The sequence below is a fragment of the Streptomyces sp. NPDC005774 genome, assembly GCF_042871645.1.
Lineage (GTDB): Bacteria > Actinomycetota > Actinomycetes > Streptomycetales > Streptomycetaceae > Streptomyces > Streptomyces pratens.
Genome location: NZ_JBIAIV010000008.1, coordinates 83,934 through 104,986, shown reverse-complemented (window position 1 = coordinate 104,986; position 21,053 = coordinate 83,934). Strand labels below are relative to the sequence as shown.

12 protein-coding genes and 1 pseudogene are annotated in these 21,053 nt (G+C 72.9%); 9 read left to right on the top strand and 4 right to left on the bottom strand.

The features are described 5' to 3' along the window. Positions 1-198 precede the first annotated feature (198 nt). Both ACFYQA_RS10245 and ACFYQA_RS10240 read right to left on the bottom strand, forming a co-directional pair. On the bottom strand, positions 199-1,059 hold the full coding sequence (locus tag ACFYQA_RS10245; protein WP_388914318.1) for a siderophore-interacting protein: 861 nt from the start codon (positions 1,057-1,059) through the stop codon (positions 199-201). 82 nt (positions 1,060-1,141) lie between these two features. Beyond that, positions 1,142-2,071: a 5'-3' exonuclease H3TH domain-containing protein gene (locus ACFYQA_RS10240; RefSeq protein ID WP_388914629.1), complete on the bottom strand. Its 930-nt coding sequence runs from the start codon at positions 2,069-2,071 to the stop codon at positions 1,142-1,144. 242 nt (positions 2,072-2,313) lie between these two features. Here ACFYQA_RS10240 and ACFYQA_RS10235 point away from each other — a divergent pair, with 242 nt between their 5' ends. The 5 genes from ACFYQA_RS10235 (at position 2,314) to ACFYQA_RS10215 (ending at position 8,843) form a co-directional block, all read left to right on the top strand. Continuing rightward, complete coding sequence (locus ACFYQA_RS10235) at positions 2,314-3,402, top strand: glycine betaine/L-proline ABC transporter ATP-binding protein (protein ID WP_388914315.1); 1,089 nt, start codon at positions 2,314-2,316, stop codon at positions 3,400-3,402. After that, positions 3,395-6,019, top strand: coding sequence for an ABC transporter permease/substrate binding protein (locus tag ACFYQA_RS10230; RefSeq protein ID WP_388914312.1), 2,625 nt, complete (start codon positions 3,395-3,397; stop codon positions 6,017-6,019). Before ACFYQA_RS10235 ends, ACFYQA_RS10230 begins: the two co-directional genes overlap by 8 nt. Before the next feature lie 566 nt (positions 6,020-6,585). Continuing rightward, positions 6,586-7,155, top strand: a complete 570-nt coding sequence (locus tag ACFYQA_RS10225; RefSeq protein ID WP_388914309.1) for a helix-turn-helix domain-containing protein — start codon at positions 6,586-6,588, stop codon at positions 7,153-7,155. A 5-nt stretch (positions 7,156-7,160) separates the two neighbouring features. Continuing rightward, a complete protein-coding gene (locus ACFYQA_RS10220) occupies positions 7,161-7,898 on the top strand; it encodes a helical backbone metal receptor (protein WP_388914626.1) in 738 nt (245 codons plus the stop codon). 9 nt (positions 7,899-7,907) lie between these two features. After that, on the top strand, positions 7,908-8,843 hold the full coding sequence (locus ACFYQA_RS10215) for a LysR family transcriptional regulator (protein WP_388914306.1): 936 nt from the start codon (positions 7,908-7,910) through the stop codon (positions 8,841-8,843). A gap of 212 nt (positions 8,844-9,055) precedes the next feature. On the opposite strand, the pseudogene ACFYQA_RS10210 reads toward ACFYQA_RS10215, so the two are convergent. Further along, positions 9,056-9,625 (bottom strand): annotated as a pseudogene (locus tag ACFYQA_RS10210) (amino acid permease); the annotation flags it as partial. A 269-nt stretch (positions 9,626-9,894) separates the two neighbouring features. Next, on the bottom strand, positions 9,895-10,665 hold the full coding sequence (locus ACFYQA_RS10205) for a FadR/GntR family transcriptional regulator (protein ID WP_388914303.1): 771 nt from the start codon (positions 10,663-10,665) through the stop codon (positions 9,895-9,897). 146 nt (positions 10,666-10,811) lie between these two features. Between ACFYQA_RS10205 and ACFYQA_RS10200 the strand changes: the two genes are divergently transcribed. From ACFYQA_RS10200 to ACFYQA_RS10185, 4 genes are all read left to right on the top strand, one after another. Further along, the gene (locus ACFYQA_RS10200; protein WP_388914300.1) at positions 10,812-12,182 is read left to right on the top strand and encodes a glutamine synthetase family protein; all 1,371 of its coding nucleotides are present in this window, start codon (positions 10,812-10,814) and stop codon (positions 12,180-12,182) included. A gap of 26 nt (positions 12,183-12,208) precedes the next feature. Then, positions 12,209-13,618, top strand: coding sequence for an aldehyde dehydrogenase family protein (locus ACFYQA_RS10195; RefSeq protein WP_388914297.1), 1,410 nt, complete (start codon positions 12,209-12,211; stop codon positions 13,616-13,618). Continuing rightward, on the top strand, positions 13,615-14,406 hold the full coding sequence (locus ACFYQA_RS10190; RefSeq protein WP_388914294.1) for a 3-oxoacyl-ACP reductase: 792 nt from the start codon (positions 13,615-13,617) through the stop codon (positions 14,404-14,406). Before ACFYQA_RS10195 ends, ACFYQA_RS10190 begins: the two co-directional genes overlap by 4 nt. 335 nt (positions 14,407-14,741) lie before the next feature. After that, a complete protein-coding gene (locus ACFYQA_RS10185; protein WP_388914291.1) occupies positions 14,742-21,035 on the top strand; it encodes an amino acid adenylation domain-containing protein in 6,294 nt (2,097 codons plus the stop codon). The last annotated feature ends 18 nt before the right edge of the window (positions 21,036-21,053 follow it).

Here is a 21,053-nt window from a genome sequence, read left to right as displayed (position 1 = left end):
CTCGGGCAGCGGGCGGGGGCGAGGCGCCGCGCCACGCCGTCCGCCGCGACGCGGGGTCCGGGGTTCACCCGACCGGCGCTGCCGGGTGTGCCGGCCGGGAACCCGGGATGCCGGTTCGGCCGGGGCAGCGGATCAGCGGTGCTTCGAAGAGGGTTCCGTGGTGACTCAGGTGCGGCTCAGCGGTGACTCGGTGGCGGCTCAGCCCGCCGCGGCCGATGACTCCGCCTGCCCCTGCTCCTGCTCCGCCTCGACCCGCGTGTTCCACTCCTGCTTCGAGGCCTGCCAGCCGTCCTCGTTGTGACCGCGCCGCCAGTAGCCGGAGATCGAGAGGTCCTCGCGCGCGACCTGCCGCTCGACCCGCAGCAGACGGCGTAGCTCCTTCACGAAGTGCGCCTCGCCATGGACGAAGGCGTGCACCCGGCCCTCGGGGAACTCCAGTCCCCGCACGGCCTCCACCAGCGCCTCGCCGACCGGACGGTCCCCCCGGTGCAGCCAGGTGACCGCCACCTCGGAGTCGATCTTCTGCTCCTCCTGGGGCCCCTCGACCTCCACGAAGGCGTAGACCCTGGCCCCGCCCGGCATGGCCTCCAGCGACCGGGCGATCGCGGGCAGCGCGCTCTCGTCGCCCACCAGCAGATGCCAGTCGGCGCTCGGGTCGGGGGTGTAGGCGCCGCCGGGACCGGTGAAGAACACGGTCTCGCCCGGCAGGACCCGCCGGGCCCAGGGGCCCGCCAGCCCTTCGTCGCCGTGGATCACGAAGTCCAGGGTCAGCTCGCGCTGCTCGGCGTCCCAGTGGCGCACGGTGTACGTCCGGGTCACCGGCCACTGGTCGCGCGGGAACTCCTCGCGGATCCGCTGCATGTCGAACGGCTCCGGGTAGGTGACGCCCTCGGCGGGGAACAGCAGCTTCACGTAGTGGTCGGTGCAGGTGTCCGCCGTGAAGTCGGCCAGGCCCTCGCCGCCCAGCACCACCCGCTGCATGTGCGGGGTCAGCCGCTCGGTGCGGAGCACCTGCCCGGAGCGGGGTGTGCGCGGCTGGCGTCCCGGTCGCTGTGCCATGTGGGGCCTCCCTGTCACTTAGTTAGGTTTACCTAAGTTAACATCTTTGTCCGGCGATTACCCGTGCACATGGCGGTGGTTCCTACCGCGCGAGGGTCGTCAGCAGCCGCTCCAGGGAGCCGCCGAGACCCCAGCGGGCCGCCAGTTCCCGTACGGCGTCCGGGTCGCGCGGGGTCCGTGGCAGTGTCGTGTCGACCTCCGGGAGCGGGACGTCGTCCGCGACCCGGACGACCTTCGGGGCGACCGCCAGGTAGGGGTGCGCCTCGGTGAGGCGCTTGCGCTGGGCCGGGGTGAGCCTGGCCTTCGGATCGTCGACCGCCGCCAGGATCCCGGCCAGGTCGCCGAACTCGGCCAGCAGCTTGGCGGCCGTCTTCTCACCCACCCCCGGCACGCCCGGCAGGCCGTCGCTCGGGTCGCCGCGCAGCAGCGCCAGGTCCGCGTACCCCGCACCGTCCACCCCGTACTTCTCGCGCAGCACGGCCTCGTCGGTGATCTGGAGCGTGCCGACGCCCTTGAGCGGGTACAGCACCCGCACCCCACGCGCGTCGTCCACCAGCTGGTACAGGTCGCGGTCGCCGGTGACGATGTCCACCGGACCGCGCGCCCGTGCGGTGAAGGTGCCGATCACGTCGTCCGCCTCGTACCGGTCGACACCCACGCGCGCGATGCCGATGGCGTCCAGGACGGACTCGATCACCGGCACCTGGGGGGACAGCGTGTCGGGCACCTCCTCCTCGTCGGGGCCCGACGGGCGCTCCTCGGCCACGCGGTGCGCCTTGTAGGAGGGGATCAGCTCCACCCGCCACGCCGGGCGCCAGTCGGCGTCCATGCACGCCACCAGATCGTCCGGGTGATGGTCCCTGACCAGGCGGTCGATGAAGTCGAGCAGCCCGCGCACGGCGTTCACCGGCGAGCCGTCCGGGGCCCTGACGGAATCCGGGACTCCGAAGTAAGCACGGAAATAGAGGGAGGCGGTGTCTAGAAGCATCAGTCGTCCGGTCACGCTCCGCATCATGCCGCACGCCACCGACAGGGCTCCGCAGCCGCATGACCGCGAGGGCGGGAGGGCGGGAGGCGGCATTCGCTATAGAGGGCGGACCGACTGTGAGGCAGGACACGTATGCGTTTGCGACCGGCGAAACGGGGGAGGCGCGGCCCCGGAGTGGCGCCGGTTGCAGGTTCAACTGTCAGGAACGCCTGAACCGTCCCGACGGGCGCCGCTCCCTTCCATTGCCGCCGAGTCAAGAGGTACGCGTGTCAACGAGGCTTGAAGCCGAGCATCTGTACAAGGTGTTCGGCAGACGACCGGGCCAGGCGGTCGAGAGACTGCGCCAGAACAAGGCCGACCGGGAGGAGTTGCGCGACCAGGGCACCACGGCAGCCGTCATCGACGCCTCGTTCACCGTGGAACCCGGCGAGATCTTCGTCGTCATGGGCCTGTCCGGCTCGGGCAAGTCCACCCTGCTGCGCATGCTGAACGGCCTGTCGGAGCCGTCCGCCGGACAGGTGCGATTCGACGGCCAGGACCTCACCGCGCTGTCCGACCGCGAGCTGCGCGAGGTCCGTTCCAGGAAGATCAGCATGGTCTTCCAGCACTTCGCGCTCTTCCCGCACCGCAGCGTCCGCGAGAACGCCGCATACGGCCTGGAAGTGCAGGGCGTGCCCCGCGCCGAGCGCGAACGCCGCGCCGACGAGGCGCTCGCCCTGTGTGGCCTGGCCGGCTGGGAGAAGTCCTGGCCCGACGAACTGTCCGGGGGCATGCAGCAGCGGGTCGGCCTGGCCCGCGCGCTCGCGACCGACGCCGACCTGCTGCTGATGGACGAGTCCTTCAGCGCGCTCGACCCGCTGATCCGCCGCGACATGCAGGACCAGCTGGTGGAACTGCAGAAGAAGCTGAAGAAGACGATCGTCTTCATCACGCACGACCTCAACGAGGCCATGCGCCTGGGCGACCGCATCGCGATGATGCGCGACGGCCGCATCGTGCAGATCGGCACCGCGCAGGACATCCTCATCCGCCCCGCCAACGACTACGTCGCCTCCTTCACCCAGGACGTCGACCGCTCCCGGGTGCTGACCGCCGGAGCAGTGATGGAGCAGGAGGTGCGCGGCGACGAGGCCGACTGCGCCTGCGAGACCGCGACGGCGCAGACGCCGTTCACCGACCTGTGCGCGATGAGCGCCCGCGCGGCACACCCCGTGGCGGTCCTCGACGGCGAGGGCACGGTCATCGGCGTAGTACCCCGGCAGCGGCTCGTCGGCTTCCTCGGCGACGAGGACGGTGCCCCCGGAACCTGCGACTCCCCGCGCGGCAAGGGTGGGAAGGTGCTGGCCCGTGCCTAGGATTCCGCTCGGCGAATGGGTCAACAGCGCCGTCGACTGGCTGCTCGCCCATGTGACCTGGCTGTTCGACTTCTTCAAAACCGTCTTCACCGGCGCCTACGACGGCGTCAACGCCGTCCTCCAGGCGCCCGAGCCGCTGCTGCTCGCCGGTATCTTCGCGGTGATCGCCTTCTGGCTGCGCGGCACCGTCGCCGGTGTCCTCACCTTCGTGGGCTTCGCCTTCCTCGACTCGCTCGAGCTGTGGGGCGACTCGATGGTGACGCTGGCCCTGGTCATCGTCGCCACCGTCATCGCGCTCGTCATAGCCGTGCCCGTGGGCATCTGGGCGGCACGCTCGGACCGGGTCAGCGCCTTCGTGCGCCCGGTCCTCGACTTCATGCAGACGCTGCCCGCGATGATCTACCTCATCCCGGCGATCCTCTTCTTCGGGACGGGCCCCGCCCCCGGCATCGTCGCCACCCTGATCTTCGCGCTCGCCCCCGGCGTGCGCATGACCGAGCTGGGCATCCGCCAGGTCGACAAGGATCTCGTGGAGGCGGCCGAGGCGTTCGGCACCACGCCCCGCAACACCCTGCTGCGCGTCCAGTTGCCCCTGGCGCTGCCCACCGTGATGGCGGGCGTCAACCAGGTGATCATGCTCGGCCTGTCCATGGCCGCGATCGCCGGTATGGTCGGCACCGGCGGCCTCGGCGGCGCCGTCATCGAGGCCATCGGCCAGCTCAACGTCGGTCTCGGCGCCGAGTCCGGCCTCGCCATCGTCATCCTGGCGATCTACCTCGACCGCATGACCAGCGCCCTGGGCACCCAGGTGTCCCCGCTCGGCCGCCGCGCCGCCGCCAAGGCCCGCACCGCGCAGGGCCTGAAGATCTGGTCCTACCGGCCGCGCCCGCAGGTCGCCGTGATCGGTGTCGTCGTCCTGGCCCTGGTGGCCGGTGGCATGGGCATCTTCGGCGGCAGCGGCAAGAGCGGCGGTACGGACACCGCCGCCGACGCCGAGAACGTCGGCAACGGCAAGAAGATCTCCATCGGTTACATCCCCTGGGACGAGGGCGTCGCCTCCACCTTCCTGTGGAAGGAGGTCCTCGAGCAGCGGGGCTTCGAGGTCGAGGCCACACAGTTCGACGCGGGCCCGCTCTATACCGCGCTCGCGCAGGGCAACATCGACTTCCAGACGGATGCGTGGCTGCCCACCACCCACGAGGCGTACTGGAAGAAGTACGGCGACAAGCTCGAGGACCTCGGCACCTGGTACGAGGAGACGACGCTCGAACTCGCCGTGCCCGCCTACATGGAGGACTTCGACTCCCTCGAGGACCTCAAGGGCGAGGCCGGCACCTTCGGCGGGGAGATCACCGGCATCGAGTCCAGCGCCGGAATGATGGGCCTGCTCAAGGACAAGGTCCTCAAGGAGTACGGCCTGGACGAGGAGTACAAGGTCGTCGACAGCTCCACGCCGGCGATGCTGGCCGAGCTCAAGCGCGCCTACAGCAAGCAGGAACCGGTCGTCGTCACGCTCTGGTCACCGCACTGGGCGTACAGCGACTACGACCTGAAGAAGCTGAAGGACCCCAAGGGCACCTGGGGCGAGGGCGACGGGGTGCACACCCTGGCACGCAAGGGCTTCACCGCAGAGAACCCCGCCATCGGCCAGTGGATGAAGGACTTCTCGATGACCGAGGAGGAACTCACCAGCCTGGAGGCCGAGATCAACAAGGCCGGCAAGGGCAAGCAGCAGGACGCCGTCCGTGCCTGGCTCAAGGACAACCCGGACGTCGTCGACAAGATGGCGCCCGTGCAGTCCGGTTCCGGTGACACTCCCGCCGAGGCGAAGCGTCCGCTGGACGTGGCCTGGTTCCCCTGGGAGGAGGACATCGCGATCACCTACCTGTGGAAGAACGTCCTGGAACGGCGCGGCTACACGCTGAACCTGAAGCAGATGGAGGTCGGCCCGGTCTACACCGGCCTCTCCACCGGGGACATCGACCTCAACTTCGACGCCTGGCTGCCCCATGCCCAGAAGAACTTCTGGGACCAGAGCAAGGGCAAACTGGTCGACCTCGGCACCTGGTACGAGCCGACCTCCCTGGACGTCGCCGTTCCGTCGTACGTCGAGGGCGTCGAGTCCTTCGAGGACCTCAAGGGCAAGGCCGACCTGTTCGACGGGCGGATCATCGGCATCGAACCGGGCACCGGCCAGATGGACCTGCTCAAGAACAAGGTTCTGCCGGGCTACGGCCTGGACGAGGAGTACAAGGTCGTCGACGGCTCCACGCCGGCGATGCTCGCCGAGCTCAAGCGCGCCTACGCCAAGAAGGAGCCCGTCGCGGTCACCCTCTGGTCGCCGCACTGGTCGTACAGCGAGTACGAGCTGACCAGGCTGAAGGACGACAAGAAGCTCTTCGGCGAGGGCAACACCATCCGCACCATCGCGAACAAGGCGTTTCCCGAGCAGTACCCCGAACTCACGAAGTGGATCAAGGGGTTCACGATGAGCGAGGACGAACTCGGCACGCTCGAGAAGGAGATCAAGGACCGGGGCCAGGGCAAGGAGGAGGCGGCCGTCGCCACCTGGCTCGAGGAGCACCCCGACGTGGTGGGGCGCATGACCCCGCAGTGACGGTGACGTCACCACGGTGATCACCGGTCGCCGTGGTGACCTCGCACCGCTCGCCCCGGGGGGCGGGCCCGGCCCCGCACCTGACAGCGGGACCGGGCCCGCCCCTCGGAACATGTGCGGGGCAAGCCGAACGGGGGCCACGGCCACAACGGGCACCTGGCGGCAACGGAGCACGGCCGCAACGGGCCCGCAGCGGCAACGGGCACACGACCGGGACCGGAACACGACCGGGGCGGGCACACAACCCGACGGGCGCACGATAAGGATCCGGCCAATCACGCAGCGCTACGTCCTCCCCGGGCCTCCGGGCCCTCGCCGTGACCTCCCGCCCCACTTCGGGTGACAATGGCGGAAACACCCCGCATCCTGCGCACACCGAACCGGACGGCTCGCGCATCGGCCGGCGTGAACTGTGGGGTCGTGCACGATCGCACAGGGCGACGACGTGACAGGCGCCTGAAACGGTTTGCCGAACATGCGTAGGGTGCAGACAGCTCAACAGGAGAAGTGCGCCGGGACAGCGGGGCACGGACACGGAGCGACGGGCGAAGGAGGGAGCCGGGGCGATGGGCGATCACAAAGAACAGCCGCTGCGCGTGGGCGCGGCCGTGCGACGGCGGCGTCGTGCGCTGGATCTCACGCTTGCCGTCGTGGCCCAGCGCAGCGGCCTGTCGGTCCCGTTCCTGAGCCAGATCGAGAACGAGCGCGCGCGCCCCAGCCGGAGTTCCCTGGAGAAGGTCGCCGACGCCCTGCGCACCACCGCCGTGGAACTCCTCGCCGCCGCCGACCCGGCGTGCAGTGTCGACGTCGTCCGCGCGGAGGGCGCCGAGCAGTTGCCGACACCCCGCGTCCGGTCCCTGGTACGGGGCCATCACCAGATGCACGCCTCCGAATTCACCGGCGACCACGACGCCGGGCGCGAATTCCAGTTCCGCAACGATCAGTTGATGTACGTGGCGGACGGTGCCGTGGAGATCGAGGCGGAGGGCCGCGCCTACCGCCTCGGCCGCGGCGACACCCTGTACCTCACCGGAGGCGTCCGGCACCGGTGGCGGGCCACGGTCGCGGAGACCCGGCTGGTCGTCGTCGCCGTCGCCGAGCACATCGAGGCCGTCCGGGACAAGCCGCGCCGGTGAGTTCCGTGCGGATCGTCTCCCTCGTCCCATCGCTCACCGAGGCCGTGGCGCTGTCCGCTCCCGGCGCCCTGGCCGGCGCCACGGACTGGTGCACGCATCCCTCCGGCCTGGACGTGGAGCGGATCGGCGGCACGAAGAACCCGAAGGTCTCCCTGATCACCGCCCTCGCCCCCGATCTGGTGATCGCCAACGAGGAGGAGAACCGCGCCCCCGACCTCGACGCCCTGCGCGCGGCGGGCCTCGAGGTACTGGTGACGGAGGTACGGACGCTGCCCCAGGCCTTCGACGAACTGGCCAGGGTGCTCACGGCGTGCGGTGTGGTCGCCCGGCCCCGGTGGCTGGACGAGGCCGAGGCCGCCTGGGACGCCGTGCCGGCCCCCGCGGCCCGCCGGACCGCGGTCGTGCCGGTCTGGCGGCGGCCCTGGATGGTGCTGGGCCGCGACACCTTCGCCGGCGACCTGTTGTCCCGCCTCGGCGTCGACCACCTCTACGCGGAAGACCCGGAACGCTATCCGCGCGTACCCCTGGACGAGTTGCGCGCGGCGGCCCCGGACCTCGTCGTGCTGCCCGACGAGCCGTACCGCTTCACCGCCGACGACGGCCCGGACGCCTTCCCCGGGCTGCCCTGCGCCCTGGTCGGCGGCCGGCACCTCACCTGGTACGGGCCGTCGCTGGCCGAGGCGGCGGCGGTGCTGCCCCGGGAACTGCGAGCGGCGGGCCGCCGGCAGCACCGGGCGACATAAGCTGGCGTGATGAGCACGAGGGACGACCACGTGGGACATCGGCCGGTGACCGCGGGGACCCTCGCCCACCGGGTGCCGGACCTCGGAGGACTGGAGCTGCTGCTGGCGGTGGCGCGCGTCGGGAGCCTGGGTGGCGCGGCGCGCGAGCTGGGCATCACCCAGCCCGCGGCCAGCAGCCGGGTCCGGTCCATGGAGCGGCAGCTCGGCGTGGCGCTGGTGGACCGCTCACCGCGCGGATCACGCCTGACCGACGCCGGAGCCCTGGTCACCGACTGGGCGCGGCGGATCGTGGAGGCCGCGGAGGCCTTCGACGCCGGCGCGCAGGCGCTGCGGGACCGCCGGGACTCACGGCTGCGGGTGGCGGCGAGCATGACGATCGCCGAGTATCTGCTGCCGGGCTGGCTGCTCGCGCTGCGCGCGCAGCGGCCGGACACGGCGGTGTCCCTGCTGGCCGGGAACTCCGCGACGGTCGCGCAGCGGCTGCTGGCGGACGAGGCGGACATGGGTTTCGTCGAAGGGCTGACCGTGCCCACGGGCCTGGACTCCGTGGTGATCGCCCACGACCGGCTGGTCGTGGTGACGGCACCGTCCCACGCCTGGGCCCGCCGCAGTCGGCCGCTCGCCGCCGAGGAACTGGCGGCCACTTCGCTGATCCTGCGCGAGGAGGGCTCCGGCACCCGGCAGGTCCTGGACACCGCGCTGGGCGGCCTGGCCCGCCCCCTGATCGAACTGTCCTCCACGACCGCGGTGAAGGCCGCGGCGGTCAGCGGAGCGGGCCCGGCCGTCCTCAGCGAACTGGCCGTCGGGGAGGAGCTGGCGATGCGCCGCCTCATCCGCGTTCCCGTGGACGGCATCGCCCTGGCCCGCGAACTGCGCGCGGTCTGGCCGACCGGCCACCGCCCCACGGGCCCGGCCCGTGACCTGCTGACCCTGACCCGCGGCTGAGCACCTCGCGCACCTCACGCGCCGGGCACGCGGGTGGCCGGCGGTCGGGGTGCCGTCGCCGCTCGCGTGGGTCGCGGTGGGGTGGCCGCCTGGATCAGGTGGCGTACGACCCGCAGGTCCTCGCCCATCTCCGGATGGCCGTCATGCCGTGCTCCTCCGTCTCCGGCACCGGTCGAGTCCCGCCCGTCCGGTTTCCTGGCGCGTTCTCCGGTTCAGTCCCGGGACAACTCCGCCTCGGCCGCCGCCAGCGCCGCGAACTCCTCCTCCGGCGCCTTTGCCACCAGATGCCTGCGGCTGTACGGCCCGAAGTACGCCACGGCCACGATGTACACCGCCAGCGCGATGAACGCCGCCGTCACATCCACGAGGAAGGTCGCCACCAGCGCCGCACAGGCGAGCACCAGCGCGACCGACGAGGTCAGCACCCCGCCCGGCGTACGGTAGGGCCGGGGCAGCTCCGGTTCGCGGCGGCGCAGCACGATGTGCGACAGGGACATCAGCGCGTACGAGATGGTCGCGCCGAAGACGGCGACGTTCAGCATGCGCGCGCCGTTGCCCGTGCCGGCGGCCGGCGCGAAGCCGATCGCGCCGGGCACCAGCAGTCCGAGGTACGGGGCCTTGCGGCGGCTGGTGAGGGACAGGAACTTCGGCAGATAGCCGGCGCGGGACAGCGCGAACAGCTGACGGGACCCGGCGTAGATCAGCGAGAAGAACGACGCCACCAGGCCGGCGAGCCCCGCGTAGTTCACGATCCGGCTGAGCCCCGTCGCCTCGCCGTCCGGCACACCGCCGGGGCCGTGACCCGTGCCCCCGGCCGGCGGTGAGGTCGAGGAGGAGGACGGCGAGGAGGACGAAGAGGGAGAGGACGGTGGTGGCGGAAGGCTCACGGGGTGACTCCCCAGGGGGCGGTGGCGAGGAAGCGGGAAATGGAGCGGATCCAGACCTTTGTGGGCCCATACCTTCCCGGCGCGGACGGCGGGACGCAAGACCCCCACCCGGAGCCCGCCCCGGATCCGCCCCGGGCGGGTATCACCGCCCCGCCGCCGGCATGTCACGCCAGGAAGCCCCGCAGCAGTGCCGCCGTCCCCGCGCAGTGCTCGCGCGCGATCTCCCGCGCTCCGTCGGCGTCCCCCTCCAGTACCGCCTCGACCAGGTCGGTGTGCTGCCGCTGCGAGTGCTCCAGGTTGCGCACCAGCAGCGGGATGCAGTCCAGCAGGTCGTTCACCGTCGCCCGGACGGCCGCGTACTGCGCGGTCAGCGTCGGCGAACCGGACAGCTCCGCCAGCGTGAGATGGAACAGGGTGTCCAGGCGGCGGTACTCGGCCGGCGGGGCGTCACGCGTGCCCGCCAGCGCCTCCCGGAGCCGGGCCGCCCGCGCGTTCGACAGGCCGTGCGCGGCGCACAGGCCCGCCGCGCCCACCTCCAGCACCTCCCGGAACCGCAGCACGTCCTCGATGTCGACCTCGGCGATCCGCCGCCGCAGCTCGGACCCGCCCGCGTCCGTCGGCCGGGTCAGTACGAACGTGCCGCCGTACCGGCCGCGCCGGGACTCCACGAGACCCTGGTCCTGGAGCACCTTCAGTACCTCGCGCAGCGTCACCCGGCTGATCCCCAGCCGCTCCGCCAGCGCCCGCTCGGCCGGCAGCCGCTCCCCGCCCGGGACCAGGCCCAGCCGCACCACCTGAAGGATCTGCTCGAGTGCCTCCTCGAAGCCGTTGCCCGCGCGCACCGGCCGCAGCACCGGTGCGAGACGGTCTCCGACCGCGCCGGCCCCGTCCTTCGGCCTCCCCGCCCTCACCGATTTCTCCGAGTCCTCCGGCATACGGCCGCGTCCCCTTCCCAAGCAATGGTCGTCCGCAATACCTTATGGCTCCCGGCCGACCGAACCGAAGCCCGCAGAAGCCGCACGCCGTCACCGGCGGCCGCATGTGGCCAGAAGTGCCAGAAGCAGCCCGAGGAGGCCCTTCCGTGGCAGACCCCACACCCCCGCTCGGTGTCGAGGAGCTGCACGCCCTCGTCGCGGGCGGTGAGATCGACACGGTCGTCCTGGCTTTCCCCGACATGCAGGGGCGGCTCCAGGGCAAGCGGTTCGCCGCGCGCTTCTTCCTCGACGAGGTGCTCCGGCACGGCACCGAGGGCTGCAACTACCTGCTCGCCGTCGACGCCGACATGAACACCGTCGACGGCTACGCCATGTCCTCCTGGGAGAACGGCTACGGCGACTTCGCCATGTTCCCCGACCTCGACACGCTCCGCCGCGTGCCGTGGAACGAGGGCACCGCCCTGGTCGTCGCGGACCTGGCCTGGGCCGACGGCTCCCCGGTCGTCGCCGCCCCCCGCCAGATACTGCGCCGCCAGCTCGAGGGCCTGGCCGGACTCGGGTACACCGCCCAGGTCGGTACCGAGCTGGAGTTCATCGTCTTCCGGGACACCTACGAACAGGCCTGGGACGCCGGCTACCGCGGACTCACCCCGGCCAACCAGTACAACGTCGACTACTCGGTGCTCGGCACCGGCCGGATCGAACCCCTGCTGCGCCGCATCCGCAACGAGATGGCCGCCGCCGGCCTCACCGTCGAGTCCGCCAAGGGCGAGTGCAACCCCGGCCAGCACGAGATCGCCTTCCGCTACGACGAGGCCCTGGTCACCTGCGACCAGCACACCGTCTACAAGACCGGCGCCAAGGAGATCGCCGCCCAGGAGGGCGTGTCGATCACCTTCATGGCCAAATACAACGAACGCGAGGGCAACTCTTGCCACATCCACCTCTCCCTCGCCGCCCCCGACGGCACCAGTGCCATGCCGGGTTCCGCCCAGGACCCGGACGCCATGTCGGACGTCATGCGGCACTTCCTCGCCGGACAGCTCGTCGCGCTCCGCGAGTTCTCCCTGCTCTACGCCCCGCACATCAACTCCTACAAGCGGTTCCAGCCGGGTTCCTTCGCACCGACCGCCGTCGCCTGGGGGCACGACAACCGCACCTGTGCCCTGCGCGTCGTCGGCCACGGCCGCTCCCTGCGCTTCGAGAACCGGCTGCCCGGCGGTGACGTCAACCCGCATCTCGCCGTGGCGGGCATGGTCGCGGCCGGGCTGTACGGCGTCGAGCACGGGCTGGAACTGCCCGAGCCCTGCCGCGGCAACGCCTACGCCGCCGGCTACGAGCACGTCCCGACCACCCTGCGGGAAGCCGCCGAGCTGTGGGAGAACAGCACCCTCGCGAAGGCCGCCTTCGGCGACGAGGTCGTCGCGCACTACCGCAACATGGCGCGTGTCGAGGTGGACGCCTACGACGCCGCGGTCACCGACTGGGAGCTGCGCCGCTCCTTCGAACGCATGTGAGGCCCCCGTTGCCGCTGCCCGACGCATTGCCCGGTGAAGTGTCCTCGCCCGACGAACTGCGCGTACTGAACCCCGCCACCGAAGAGGTCGTCGCCACCGTTCCCGCCGCTTCCGCGAACGACGTCGACGCTGCCGTCGCGGCGGCCGCGCGGGCGCAGACGACCTGGGCCGCCCTCGCCCCCGGCGACCGCGCCCGGCTGCTGCGCCGCTTCGCCACCGTCGTCGACGGGCACCTGGAGGAGCTGGCCCGCCTCGAGGTCCAGGAGGCCGGGCACACCCTCGGCAACGCCCGCTGGGAGGCCGGAAACGTCCGGGACCTGCTCGACTACGCCGCCGGGGGAGTGGAGCGGCTCACCGGCCGGCAGATCCCGGTCGCCGGCGGCCTGGACGTGACGTTCCTCGAACCGCTCGGCGTCGTCGGTGTCATCGCACCCTGGAACTTCCCGATGCCGATCGCGGCCTGGGGCGCGGTGCCGGCCCTCGCGGCGGGCAACGCGGTCCTCCTCAAGCCCGCCGAGACGACCCCGCTCACCGCACTGCGTCTGGCCCGGCTCGCCCTGGAGGCGGATCTTCCCGAGGACTTGTTCCAGGTGCTCCCCGGACACGGCCCGGTCGCGGGCGACGCTCTCGTCGCACACCCGGGCGTCTCCAAGATCGTGTTCACCGGGTCGACCGCCGTGGGCCGGCGGGTGGCGGCCAGGGGCGCGGCGCTCCTCAAACCGGTCACCCTCGAACTCGGCGGCAAGAGCCCCAACATCGTCTTCGCCGACGCCGACCTGGAGGCCGCCGCGGCCGCCACCCCGATGTCCTTCCTGGACAACGCCGGCCAGGACTGCTGCGCCCGCACCCGCATCCTCGTCCAGCGCTCGGCGTACGACCGCTTCCTCGGCCTCCTCGCCCCCGCGATCGAGTCCGTCCTGGTCGGCGACCCGGCCGACGAGCGGACCGACATGGGCCCGCTGATCTCCCGGACCCAGCTGGACCGCGTCCGCTCCTACGTCCCCGACGACGCCGACGGCATCCGGGGCAAGGCCCCCGAGGGCGGCCCCGGTTTCTGGTTCCCGCCCACCGTCCTCACCGGCGTCGACCCGTACGCGCGCGTGGCCGTCGAGGAGGTTTTCGGGCCCGTCGCCGTCGTCCTGCCCTTCGAGGACGAGGCCGACGCGATCCGCCTGGCCAACGCCACCGACTACGGTCTGTCCGGCTCGGTCTGGACCCGGGACGTCGGCCGCGCCCTGCGGGTCTCGGGCGCCGTCCGCGCCGGGAACCTGTCCGTCAACTCCCACGCCGGCGTCCGTTACTGGACCCCCTTCGGGGGGTTCAAGCAGTCCGGCCTCGGCCGCGAACTCGGCCCGGACGCCCTGGCCGCCTTCACCGAGACCAAGAACGTCTTCATCAGCAACGTCCCGTCGAGCACGGAGGGCTCCGCACAGTGAGCGAAGCGACCGAGGACATCATCTGCCGTCGCCTGGCCGGCCGCAGTGCCGTCGTCACCGGAGCGGGCAGCGGCATCGGCCTGGCCACCGCCCGCCGGCTCGCCTCCGAGGGCGCCCGTGTCGTCTGCGGCGACATGGACGCGGCGCGCGGCAAGGCGGCCGCCGAGGAGACCGGCGGCACCTTCGTGCACGTCGACGTCACCGACCCCGAGCAGGTCGAGGCACTGTTCGGGACGGCGTACGACACCTACGGCAGGGTCGACATCGCCTTCAACAACGCCGGCATCTCCCCGCCCGACGACGACTCCATCCTGGAGACCGGACTCGACGCCTGGAAGCGCGTCCAGGAGGTCAACCTCACCTCCGTCTACCTGTGCTGCAAGGCCGCGATCCCCTACATGCGCCGTCAGGGCAAGGGCTCCATCATCAACACCGCGTCCTTCGTGGCCCGGATGGGCGCGGCCACCAGCCAGATCTCCTACACCGCCTCCAAGGGCGGCGTCCTCGCCATGTCCCGCGAACTCGGGGTGCAGTTCGCCCGCGAGGGCATCCGCGTCAACGCGCTCTGCCCCGGTCCGGTGAACACCCCGCTGCTGCGGGAACTGTTCGCCAAGGACCCGGAGCGCGCCGCCCGCCGGCTCGTGCACATCCCGCTCGGCCGGTTCGCCGAGGCCGAGGAGATCGCCGCCGCCGTCGCCTTCCTGGCCAGCGACGACTCCTCCTTCGTCAACGCCACCGACTTCCTCGTGGACGGGGGCATCTCGGGGGCGTACGTCACACCGCTCTGACGCCCGCCACGGGTGCCGCCGCTCCGGGGCCCGGCGTACGCCGCGCGCGTCGCCGGGCCTGCCGTCGCGTTCCCGTCCGCCGCCCCACCGCTCCTTTCCTCCACGCCCCACCACTCCTTCACGCCCCCACTCCTCCTCCCCCCTCCTCCGCGCCTTCCGCCACCACCGGACGCGGACACCGCCGTTCCGTGCCCTGCGGCAGCGCGTGAACCAGTCGCCGTCGATCCCCTCCTCCACGGCGGCAGTCCGCTCTGCTCGCGGTGCTGCGTCTTCTTCCCTATGGGCCCCCGGCCGCCGACGGCAGTCTGCTGCGAAACACGGCTTGGAGGCTCACAGTGACAGCAGGACCGGCCCCCGAGAGGGCACCGAACGGCGTCGACTCCCCCACGGCATCCTTCGCGCAGCGCCGGCTGTGGTTCCTGGACCAGTTGGCCGGTTCCTCCACCGGATCCATGCTCCCGCTGGTTCTGCGGTTGCGGGGTTCGCTGGACGCGGACCGCCTGGAGCGGTCGCTGTCCGGGATCATGGCGCGGCACGAGGTGCTGCGCACCCGGTTCCGCGCCGTCGGCGGGGAACCGGTGCCGGTGGTCGACGCCCCCACGGGCATCGAACTGGAGCGGGTCGACGTGGACGGGTCCGAGGAACTGTTCGCCCGCCGGCTGGGGCGCCCCGTCGACCTGTCCGCGCAACACCCGGTCCGGGCCGTGCTCGCCCGCCTGGCGCCCGACGAGCACCTGCTGCTCGTCGAGGTGCACCACATCGCCGTGGACGGCTGGTCGTGGGGCGTTCTGCTGGACGAACTCGCCGCCGGATACCGAGGCGAGCCGGTCGCCGCGCCCGCCCTGCGGTACGCCGACCTCGCCCGCGCCCAGTCCGAACGTCTGCGCGGCGAACGGCTGGAACGGCTCCTCGGCCACTGGCGCGAGCGGCTGCGCGGTCTCACCCCGCTCGACCTGCCCACCGACCGGCCGCGACCGCGCGTGTGGGACGGCTCCGGCGACGTGGTCCGCTTCGACCTGCCGGCCGACCTGGTCGACGCCGTCGACGCCCTGGCCCGCTTCCGGCGCGTCACCCGCTACACGCTCCTGCTCACCGCCTACCAGGCCCTCCTCGGCCACTGGGCGGGCCGCAGCGACGTCGCCGTCTGCAGCACGCTCGCCGACCGGGCCCGGCGCGGCGCCGACGCGCTCATCGGCCCCCTGGTCAACACCGTCGTGCTGCGCACCGACCTGTCCGGCAGGCCCGGCTTCGGCGCCCTGCTGGACCGGGCACGCGGCCGGGTGCCGGTGGACCTCGCTCACGCCGAGGCCCCCTTCGACCTCGTCGTCGGCGCGCTCGGCGGCTCCCGGGACCTGTCCCGGCACCCGCTCGCCCAGGCCTCGTTCACCCTGCTCAACGCACCGATCAAACCGGTGGAGATGCCCGGCCTGGAGGTGGCGCTGGCCGCCCCGCCGCTCACCGGGACCCCGCTGGACGTCTTCCTGGACCTGACCCTGCGGACCGACGGCAGCGTCGCCGCCCTCCTCCAGTACGCCACCGCGCTCTTCGACGCCGTCACCATGCGTGCCTTCGCCCGTTCCTACACGGCCCTGCTCAGGGCGGTCCTGGCCGACCCCGACACCCCCGTGCGGGACCTGATGCGCGCCCTGCCCGACGGCCCCGGCGGCCGCGGCCGTCCCCGGCCCGACTGGCACCGGGCGCCCGACCGCACGGCGGACCCCGCGCCGCCGGTCGCCTTCTCCGGCAGCCCCGACGTCACCGCGCTGCGCTGCGGCGAGGACAGCGTCAGCTATGCGGAACTGGACGCCATGACCGGCTCACTCGCCACCGCGCTGTGCGCCGCCGGGGTCACCGCGGGCGATCCCGTGGGCGTGCTCCTGCGCCGCGGCCTGTGGTCGGTCGCCGCCATCGAGGGCGTCTGGCGGGCCGGAGGGGCCTATGTGCCCCTCGACCCCGAACTCCCCGCCGAGCGGCTGCGGTACATGGCAGAGGAAGCCGGACTGGCCTGCGTGGTCGCCGAACCCGCCACCGCCGCCACCGCCGCCCCGCTCGCGCCGGTGACGGTGGACGTCACCGCGGTCGGCCCGGCCGCGGACGGTCCCCGCCACCGGCCGCACCCCCGTGAACTGGCCCACGTCATCTTCACCTCCGGGTCCACCGGCCGGCCCAAGGCGGTCGGCGTCGAACACGCCGCCCTCGCCTCGCACGTCGCCGCCGCCCGGCGGCGTTTCGGGATCACCTCCGCGGACCGGGTGCTGGCCTTCGCCTCCTTCGCCTTCGACGCCTCACTGGACCAGGTGCTGCCCGCCCTCGCCTGTGGTGCCACCGTCGTCATGCGGCCCGACGAGCCCTGGCTGCCCACGCAGGTGCCCGAGATCGTCCAGCGGCACGGCCTCACCGTCGTCAACGTGCCGCCCACCTACTGGTCCGAGCTCACGCTCTGTCTCGACCGGCGGCTGGCCGCCGCCCTGGGCTCCCTGCGGCTGCTGATCCTCGGCGGCGAGGCCGTCCCGCCCGACACCCTCGCGCTCTGGCGTGCCGCCGTCCCCGGGGCCCGGGTCTGCAACGCCTACGGCCCCACCGAGACCACGGTCACCGCCACCACCCACGTCGTCGCCGACCCGCCCGGGGACACCGTGCCCATCGGCCGGCCCCTGGGCGACCGCCGCGCCTACGTCGTCGACGCCGACGGCGAGCCGGTGCCGGTCGGCGTCGGCGGCGAACTCCTCATCGGCGGCACGGAGGTGGCCCGCGGCTACCTCGGACGCCCCGCGCCGACCGCCGAGCGCTTCGTGCCCGACCCCTACGGGCCGCCCGGCAGCCGCCTCTACCGCACCGGTGACCTGGTGCGCTGGACGCCCGGCGGTGAACTGGAGTTCCTCGGACGCCGCGACGACCAGGTCAAGATCCGCGGCTTTCGGATCGAACTCGGCGAAGTGGAGACGGTGCTGCGCGCCTGCCCGCTGGTCGCCGCTGCCGCCGCCCGCCCCGACCGGGCCACCGGCCGCGGCCTGACCGGCTACGTCGTACCGGCCCCGGACGCGCCCGCCGCCCCCGACCGGGCGGACCTGCGTGCCTGGTGCGCCCGCTACCTGCCGCACTACGCCGTACCGTCCGAGTTCGTCGTCCTGGACGCCCTCCCGGTCGGCGTCTCCGGCAAGCTCGACCGTTCCGCCCTGCCCGACCCCGCGTACACCCGTCCCGCCGACGACCCCGCGTACACCGCGCCCCGAGACGAGACCGAGCGGATCGTCGCCGAGGTGTGGGCCGACGTCCTGGGCCTGGACCGGATCGGCCTGGACGACAGCTTCTTCGACCTCGGCGGCCACTCCCTGCTCGCCACCATGGCGGTCTCCCGGATCGCCCAGCGCCTCGGCCGCGAGATCGAGCTGCGCACCGTCTTCGAGCACCCCACCGTCCGGGGGTTCGCCCCGCGGGTGGCCGCCGCCCGTGTCGGCGGCGCCGCCGGCATCGTCCCCGTCGACCGCGACGGGCCGCTGCCGCTGTCCTTCGCGCAGGAGCGCCTGTGGTTCCTGGACCGCACCTCCGACCGGGGCGAGTCGTACCTGCTGCGGTACTGCTGGCGGGTGCGCGGAGGCCTGGACCGTGCCGCGTGGCAGGCGGCCCTGAACGACCTGGTCGAGCGGCACGAGGTGCTGCGCACGGCCCTCGTCGAGTCCGACGGCCGCCCCGTGCAGCAGGTCCGCGACCCGGCCCCGGTACCCCTGCGCTGGGAGCGGGCGCCGCAGGCCCCGGACGAGCGGGCCCGCATGGAGGCCGTACGGAGCCTCGCCGCGGCCCATGCCGGGCGCCGCTTCGACCTCGCCCGGCCACCGCTGCTGCGGGCCGGCGTGTGGGAGCTGTCCGGTGACGACCACGTCGTCCTGCTCGCCTTCCACCACGCCGTCACCGACGGCTGGTCCAAGGGAGTCCTGCTGGACGAACTCGGCCGCCACTACGCGGCCCGCCTGACGGGCGGGGGCGCCACGGCGGCGCCGCTGCCCGTGCAGTACGGAGACTTCGCCGTGTGGCAGCGCGACCGCGCCGACCGCGGCGCCCTGGAACCGCAACTCGCCTACTGGGAACGGGCCCTCGAGGACGCCCCCGTGCTGGAGCTGCCCACGGACCGGCCGCGGCCCCCCGCCTTCACCGGCCGGGGCGGCGCGGTCGAGATCGACCTGCCCCGCGCACTCGTCGACCGGACCGACGCCCTCGCCCGTGAGCGCGGCGCGACCCGCTTCATGGTGCTGCTGGCCGCCGCCCAGACGGTGCTGGCCCGCTGGACCGGGCGGACCGACATCTGCGTGGGCACGCCCGTCGCCGGACGCGGACGCCTCGAACTGGAGCCGCTGGTCGGCTTCTTCGTCAACACCGTCGTCCTGCGCACCGATCTGTCCGGACGGCCCGCCTTCGACACGCTCGTGGACCGGGTGCGCGATGTCGTCCTGGGCGCCTTCGACCACCAGGAGGTGCCGTTCGAGCAGGTGGTGGAGCGGCTTCGCCCGGAGCGCGACCTGTCCCGCAACCCGCTGTTCCAGGCCATGGTCGACGTCCAGGAGTCCACGGAGGCCGGCAACGGCCTGCCCGGCCTGGAGACCACCGACTTCGCGCTGCCCTGGAGCTCGGCCAAGTTCGACCTGACCGCCACCTTCGTGATCCGGCCGGACCGGTTCGCGCTCAACGTCGAGTACGCCGCCGACCTGTTCGACCCGGACACCGCGACCCGGTTCGCCCACCACGTCGGCCGCGTACTCGAAGCCCTGCTGGCCGACCCCACCGCCCGCGCCGACGAGGCCGCCCTGCTCTCGGCGGACGAACGGCACCGTCTCGTCACGGGCGCCGGGCGGGACACGGAGCCGGCGCCTCCGTTCGAGGTGGCGGGCGCGCCGCACGCCCACGCCGTCGTCTGCGAGGACACGACCCTCGACTACGCCCGCCTGGACGCCCTCGCCGGAGGGCTCGCCGCGGCCCTGACGCGCGCGGGCACGGCCCCGGGCGACGCCGTCGGCGTGTGCGTCGGCCGCGGCGTGTGGTCCGTGGCGGCGATGCTCGCCGTCTGGCGGGCGGGCGGCGTCTACGTCCCGCTCGACCCCCAACTCCCCGAGGAACGCCTGCGGTACATGTGCGAGGAGGCCGCCGTACGGCACGTGGTGTGCGACCTGAGCACCCGGGACCGCGCCGCCGCCCTCACGACCGGTGTGGTCGACGTCGACGACGTCCCGCCCGACCCCGACGGGCCCCGCCACACCCCCCACCGCGACGACCTCGCCTACGTCATCTTCACCTCGGGCTCCACCGGCCGCCCCAAGGCCGTCGGGGTCGAGCACCACGCCCTGGACGCCCATGTGCGCGCCGCCCGCGAGACGTTCGGGCTGACCGCGCGGGACAGGGTGCTCACCTTCGCCTCGACCTCCTTCGACGCCTCCCTCGAGCAGATCCTGCCCGCGCTGAGCACCGGGGCGACGGTGCTCGTACGCCCCGACGACATCTGGGCGCCCCAGGAGCTGGCCGCCCGCGTCGCCGCCGAGCGGGTGACGGTCATGGAACTGACACCGTCGTACTGGACGGAACTGGTCGCCCGCCTGGACACGCTGGCTCCCCGACTGGCCTCCCTGCGCCTGCTGGTGACCGGGGGAGAGGCACTGCCCGCCGACCCTCTGCGGCACTGGTTCGCGCACCTGCCCGCGGTGCCCGTGGTCAACACGTACGGCCCCACCGAGACGGTGATCTCCGCCACCGCGCACACCCTGGCCGGACCACCGGCCGGCCGGGTACCCATCGGCCGCCCGCTGGGCGGCCGCCGCACCTACGTGGTCGACCCGCTCGGCGAACCCGTACCGCTCGGCGTGCCCGGCGAACTCGTCATCGGCGGACCGGAGACGGCCCGCGGCTACCTGGGGCGGCCCGCCCTCACCGCCGAACGGTTCGTCCCCGACCCGTTCGGCGCGCGCGGCGGCCGCCTCTACCGCACCGGCGACGTGGTGCGCCGACTGGCCGACGGCGAACTGGAGTTCCTCGGCCGCAACGACGATCAGGTCAAGATCCGCGGCTTCCGCGTCGAACCGGGAGAGGCCGAGGCGGTGCTGCGCGGGCACCCGGGGGTGCGGGGCGCGGCCATAGCGGTGCGCACCCTGAACGGCGAGACCGTCCTCGTCGGCTACGCCGCGGGCGGCGGGCTGTCGGAGGAATCCCTGCGCACGCACTGCCGGACCCATCTGCCCCACTACCTCGTCCCTTCCGCGTTCGTCCTCCTGGACTCCCTGCCGCTGACCGTGCAGGGCAAGCTGGACACCGCCGCCCTGCCCGAGCCCGAGACGCCCGCGCCGCGGACCGGCGTCGCACCGCGCACCCCGGCCGAGACGGTCGTGGCGCAGATCTGGTGCGAGGTGCTCGACCTGCCGAAGGTCGGCGTACACGACGACTTCTTCGCCCTGGGCGGCCACTCCCTGCGCGCGGTGGCGGTCGCCTCCCGCCTGCGGACCGCCTTCGACTGCCCGCTCCAGGTCCGGGACCTCTTCGAGCACCCCACCGTCGAGCGGCTCGCCGCCGAGGTGGAGCGGCGGCTGCTGGAGCTGATCTCGCAGATGAGCGACGACGAGATCGGCCTGTCCCTGACGGCCGACCTCTGACCTTCCCCGACAGGCGAC

Coding starts and splice junctions, on each gene's coding strand:
- ACFYQA_RS10245 (WP_388914318.1), bottom strand. CDS start 1,059: ATGGCACAGCGACCGGGACGCCAGCCGCGCACACCCCGCTCCGGGCAG.
- ACFYQA_RS10205 (WP_388914303.1), bottom strand. CDS start 10,665: ATGCCGGAGGACTCGGAGAAATCGGTGAGGGCGGGGAGGCCGAAGGAC.
- ACFYQA_RS10240 (WP_388914629.1), bottom strand. CDS start 2,071: ATGCGGAGCGTGACCGGACGACTGATGCTTCTAGACACCGCCTCCCTC.
- ACFYQA_RS10215 (WP_388914306.1), top strand. CDS start 7,908: ATGAGCACGAGGGACGACCACGTGGGACATCGGCCGGTGACCGCGGGG.
- ACFYQA_RS10225 (WP_388914309.1), top strand. CDS start 6,586: ATGGGCGATCACAAAGAACAGCCGCTGCGCGTGGGCGCGGCCGTGCGA.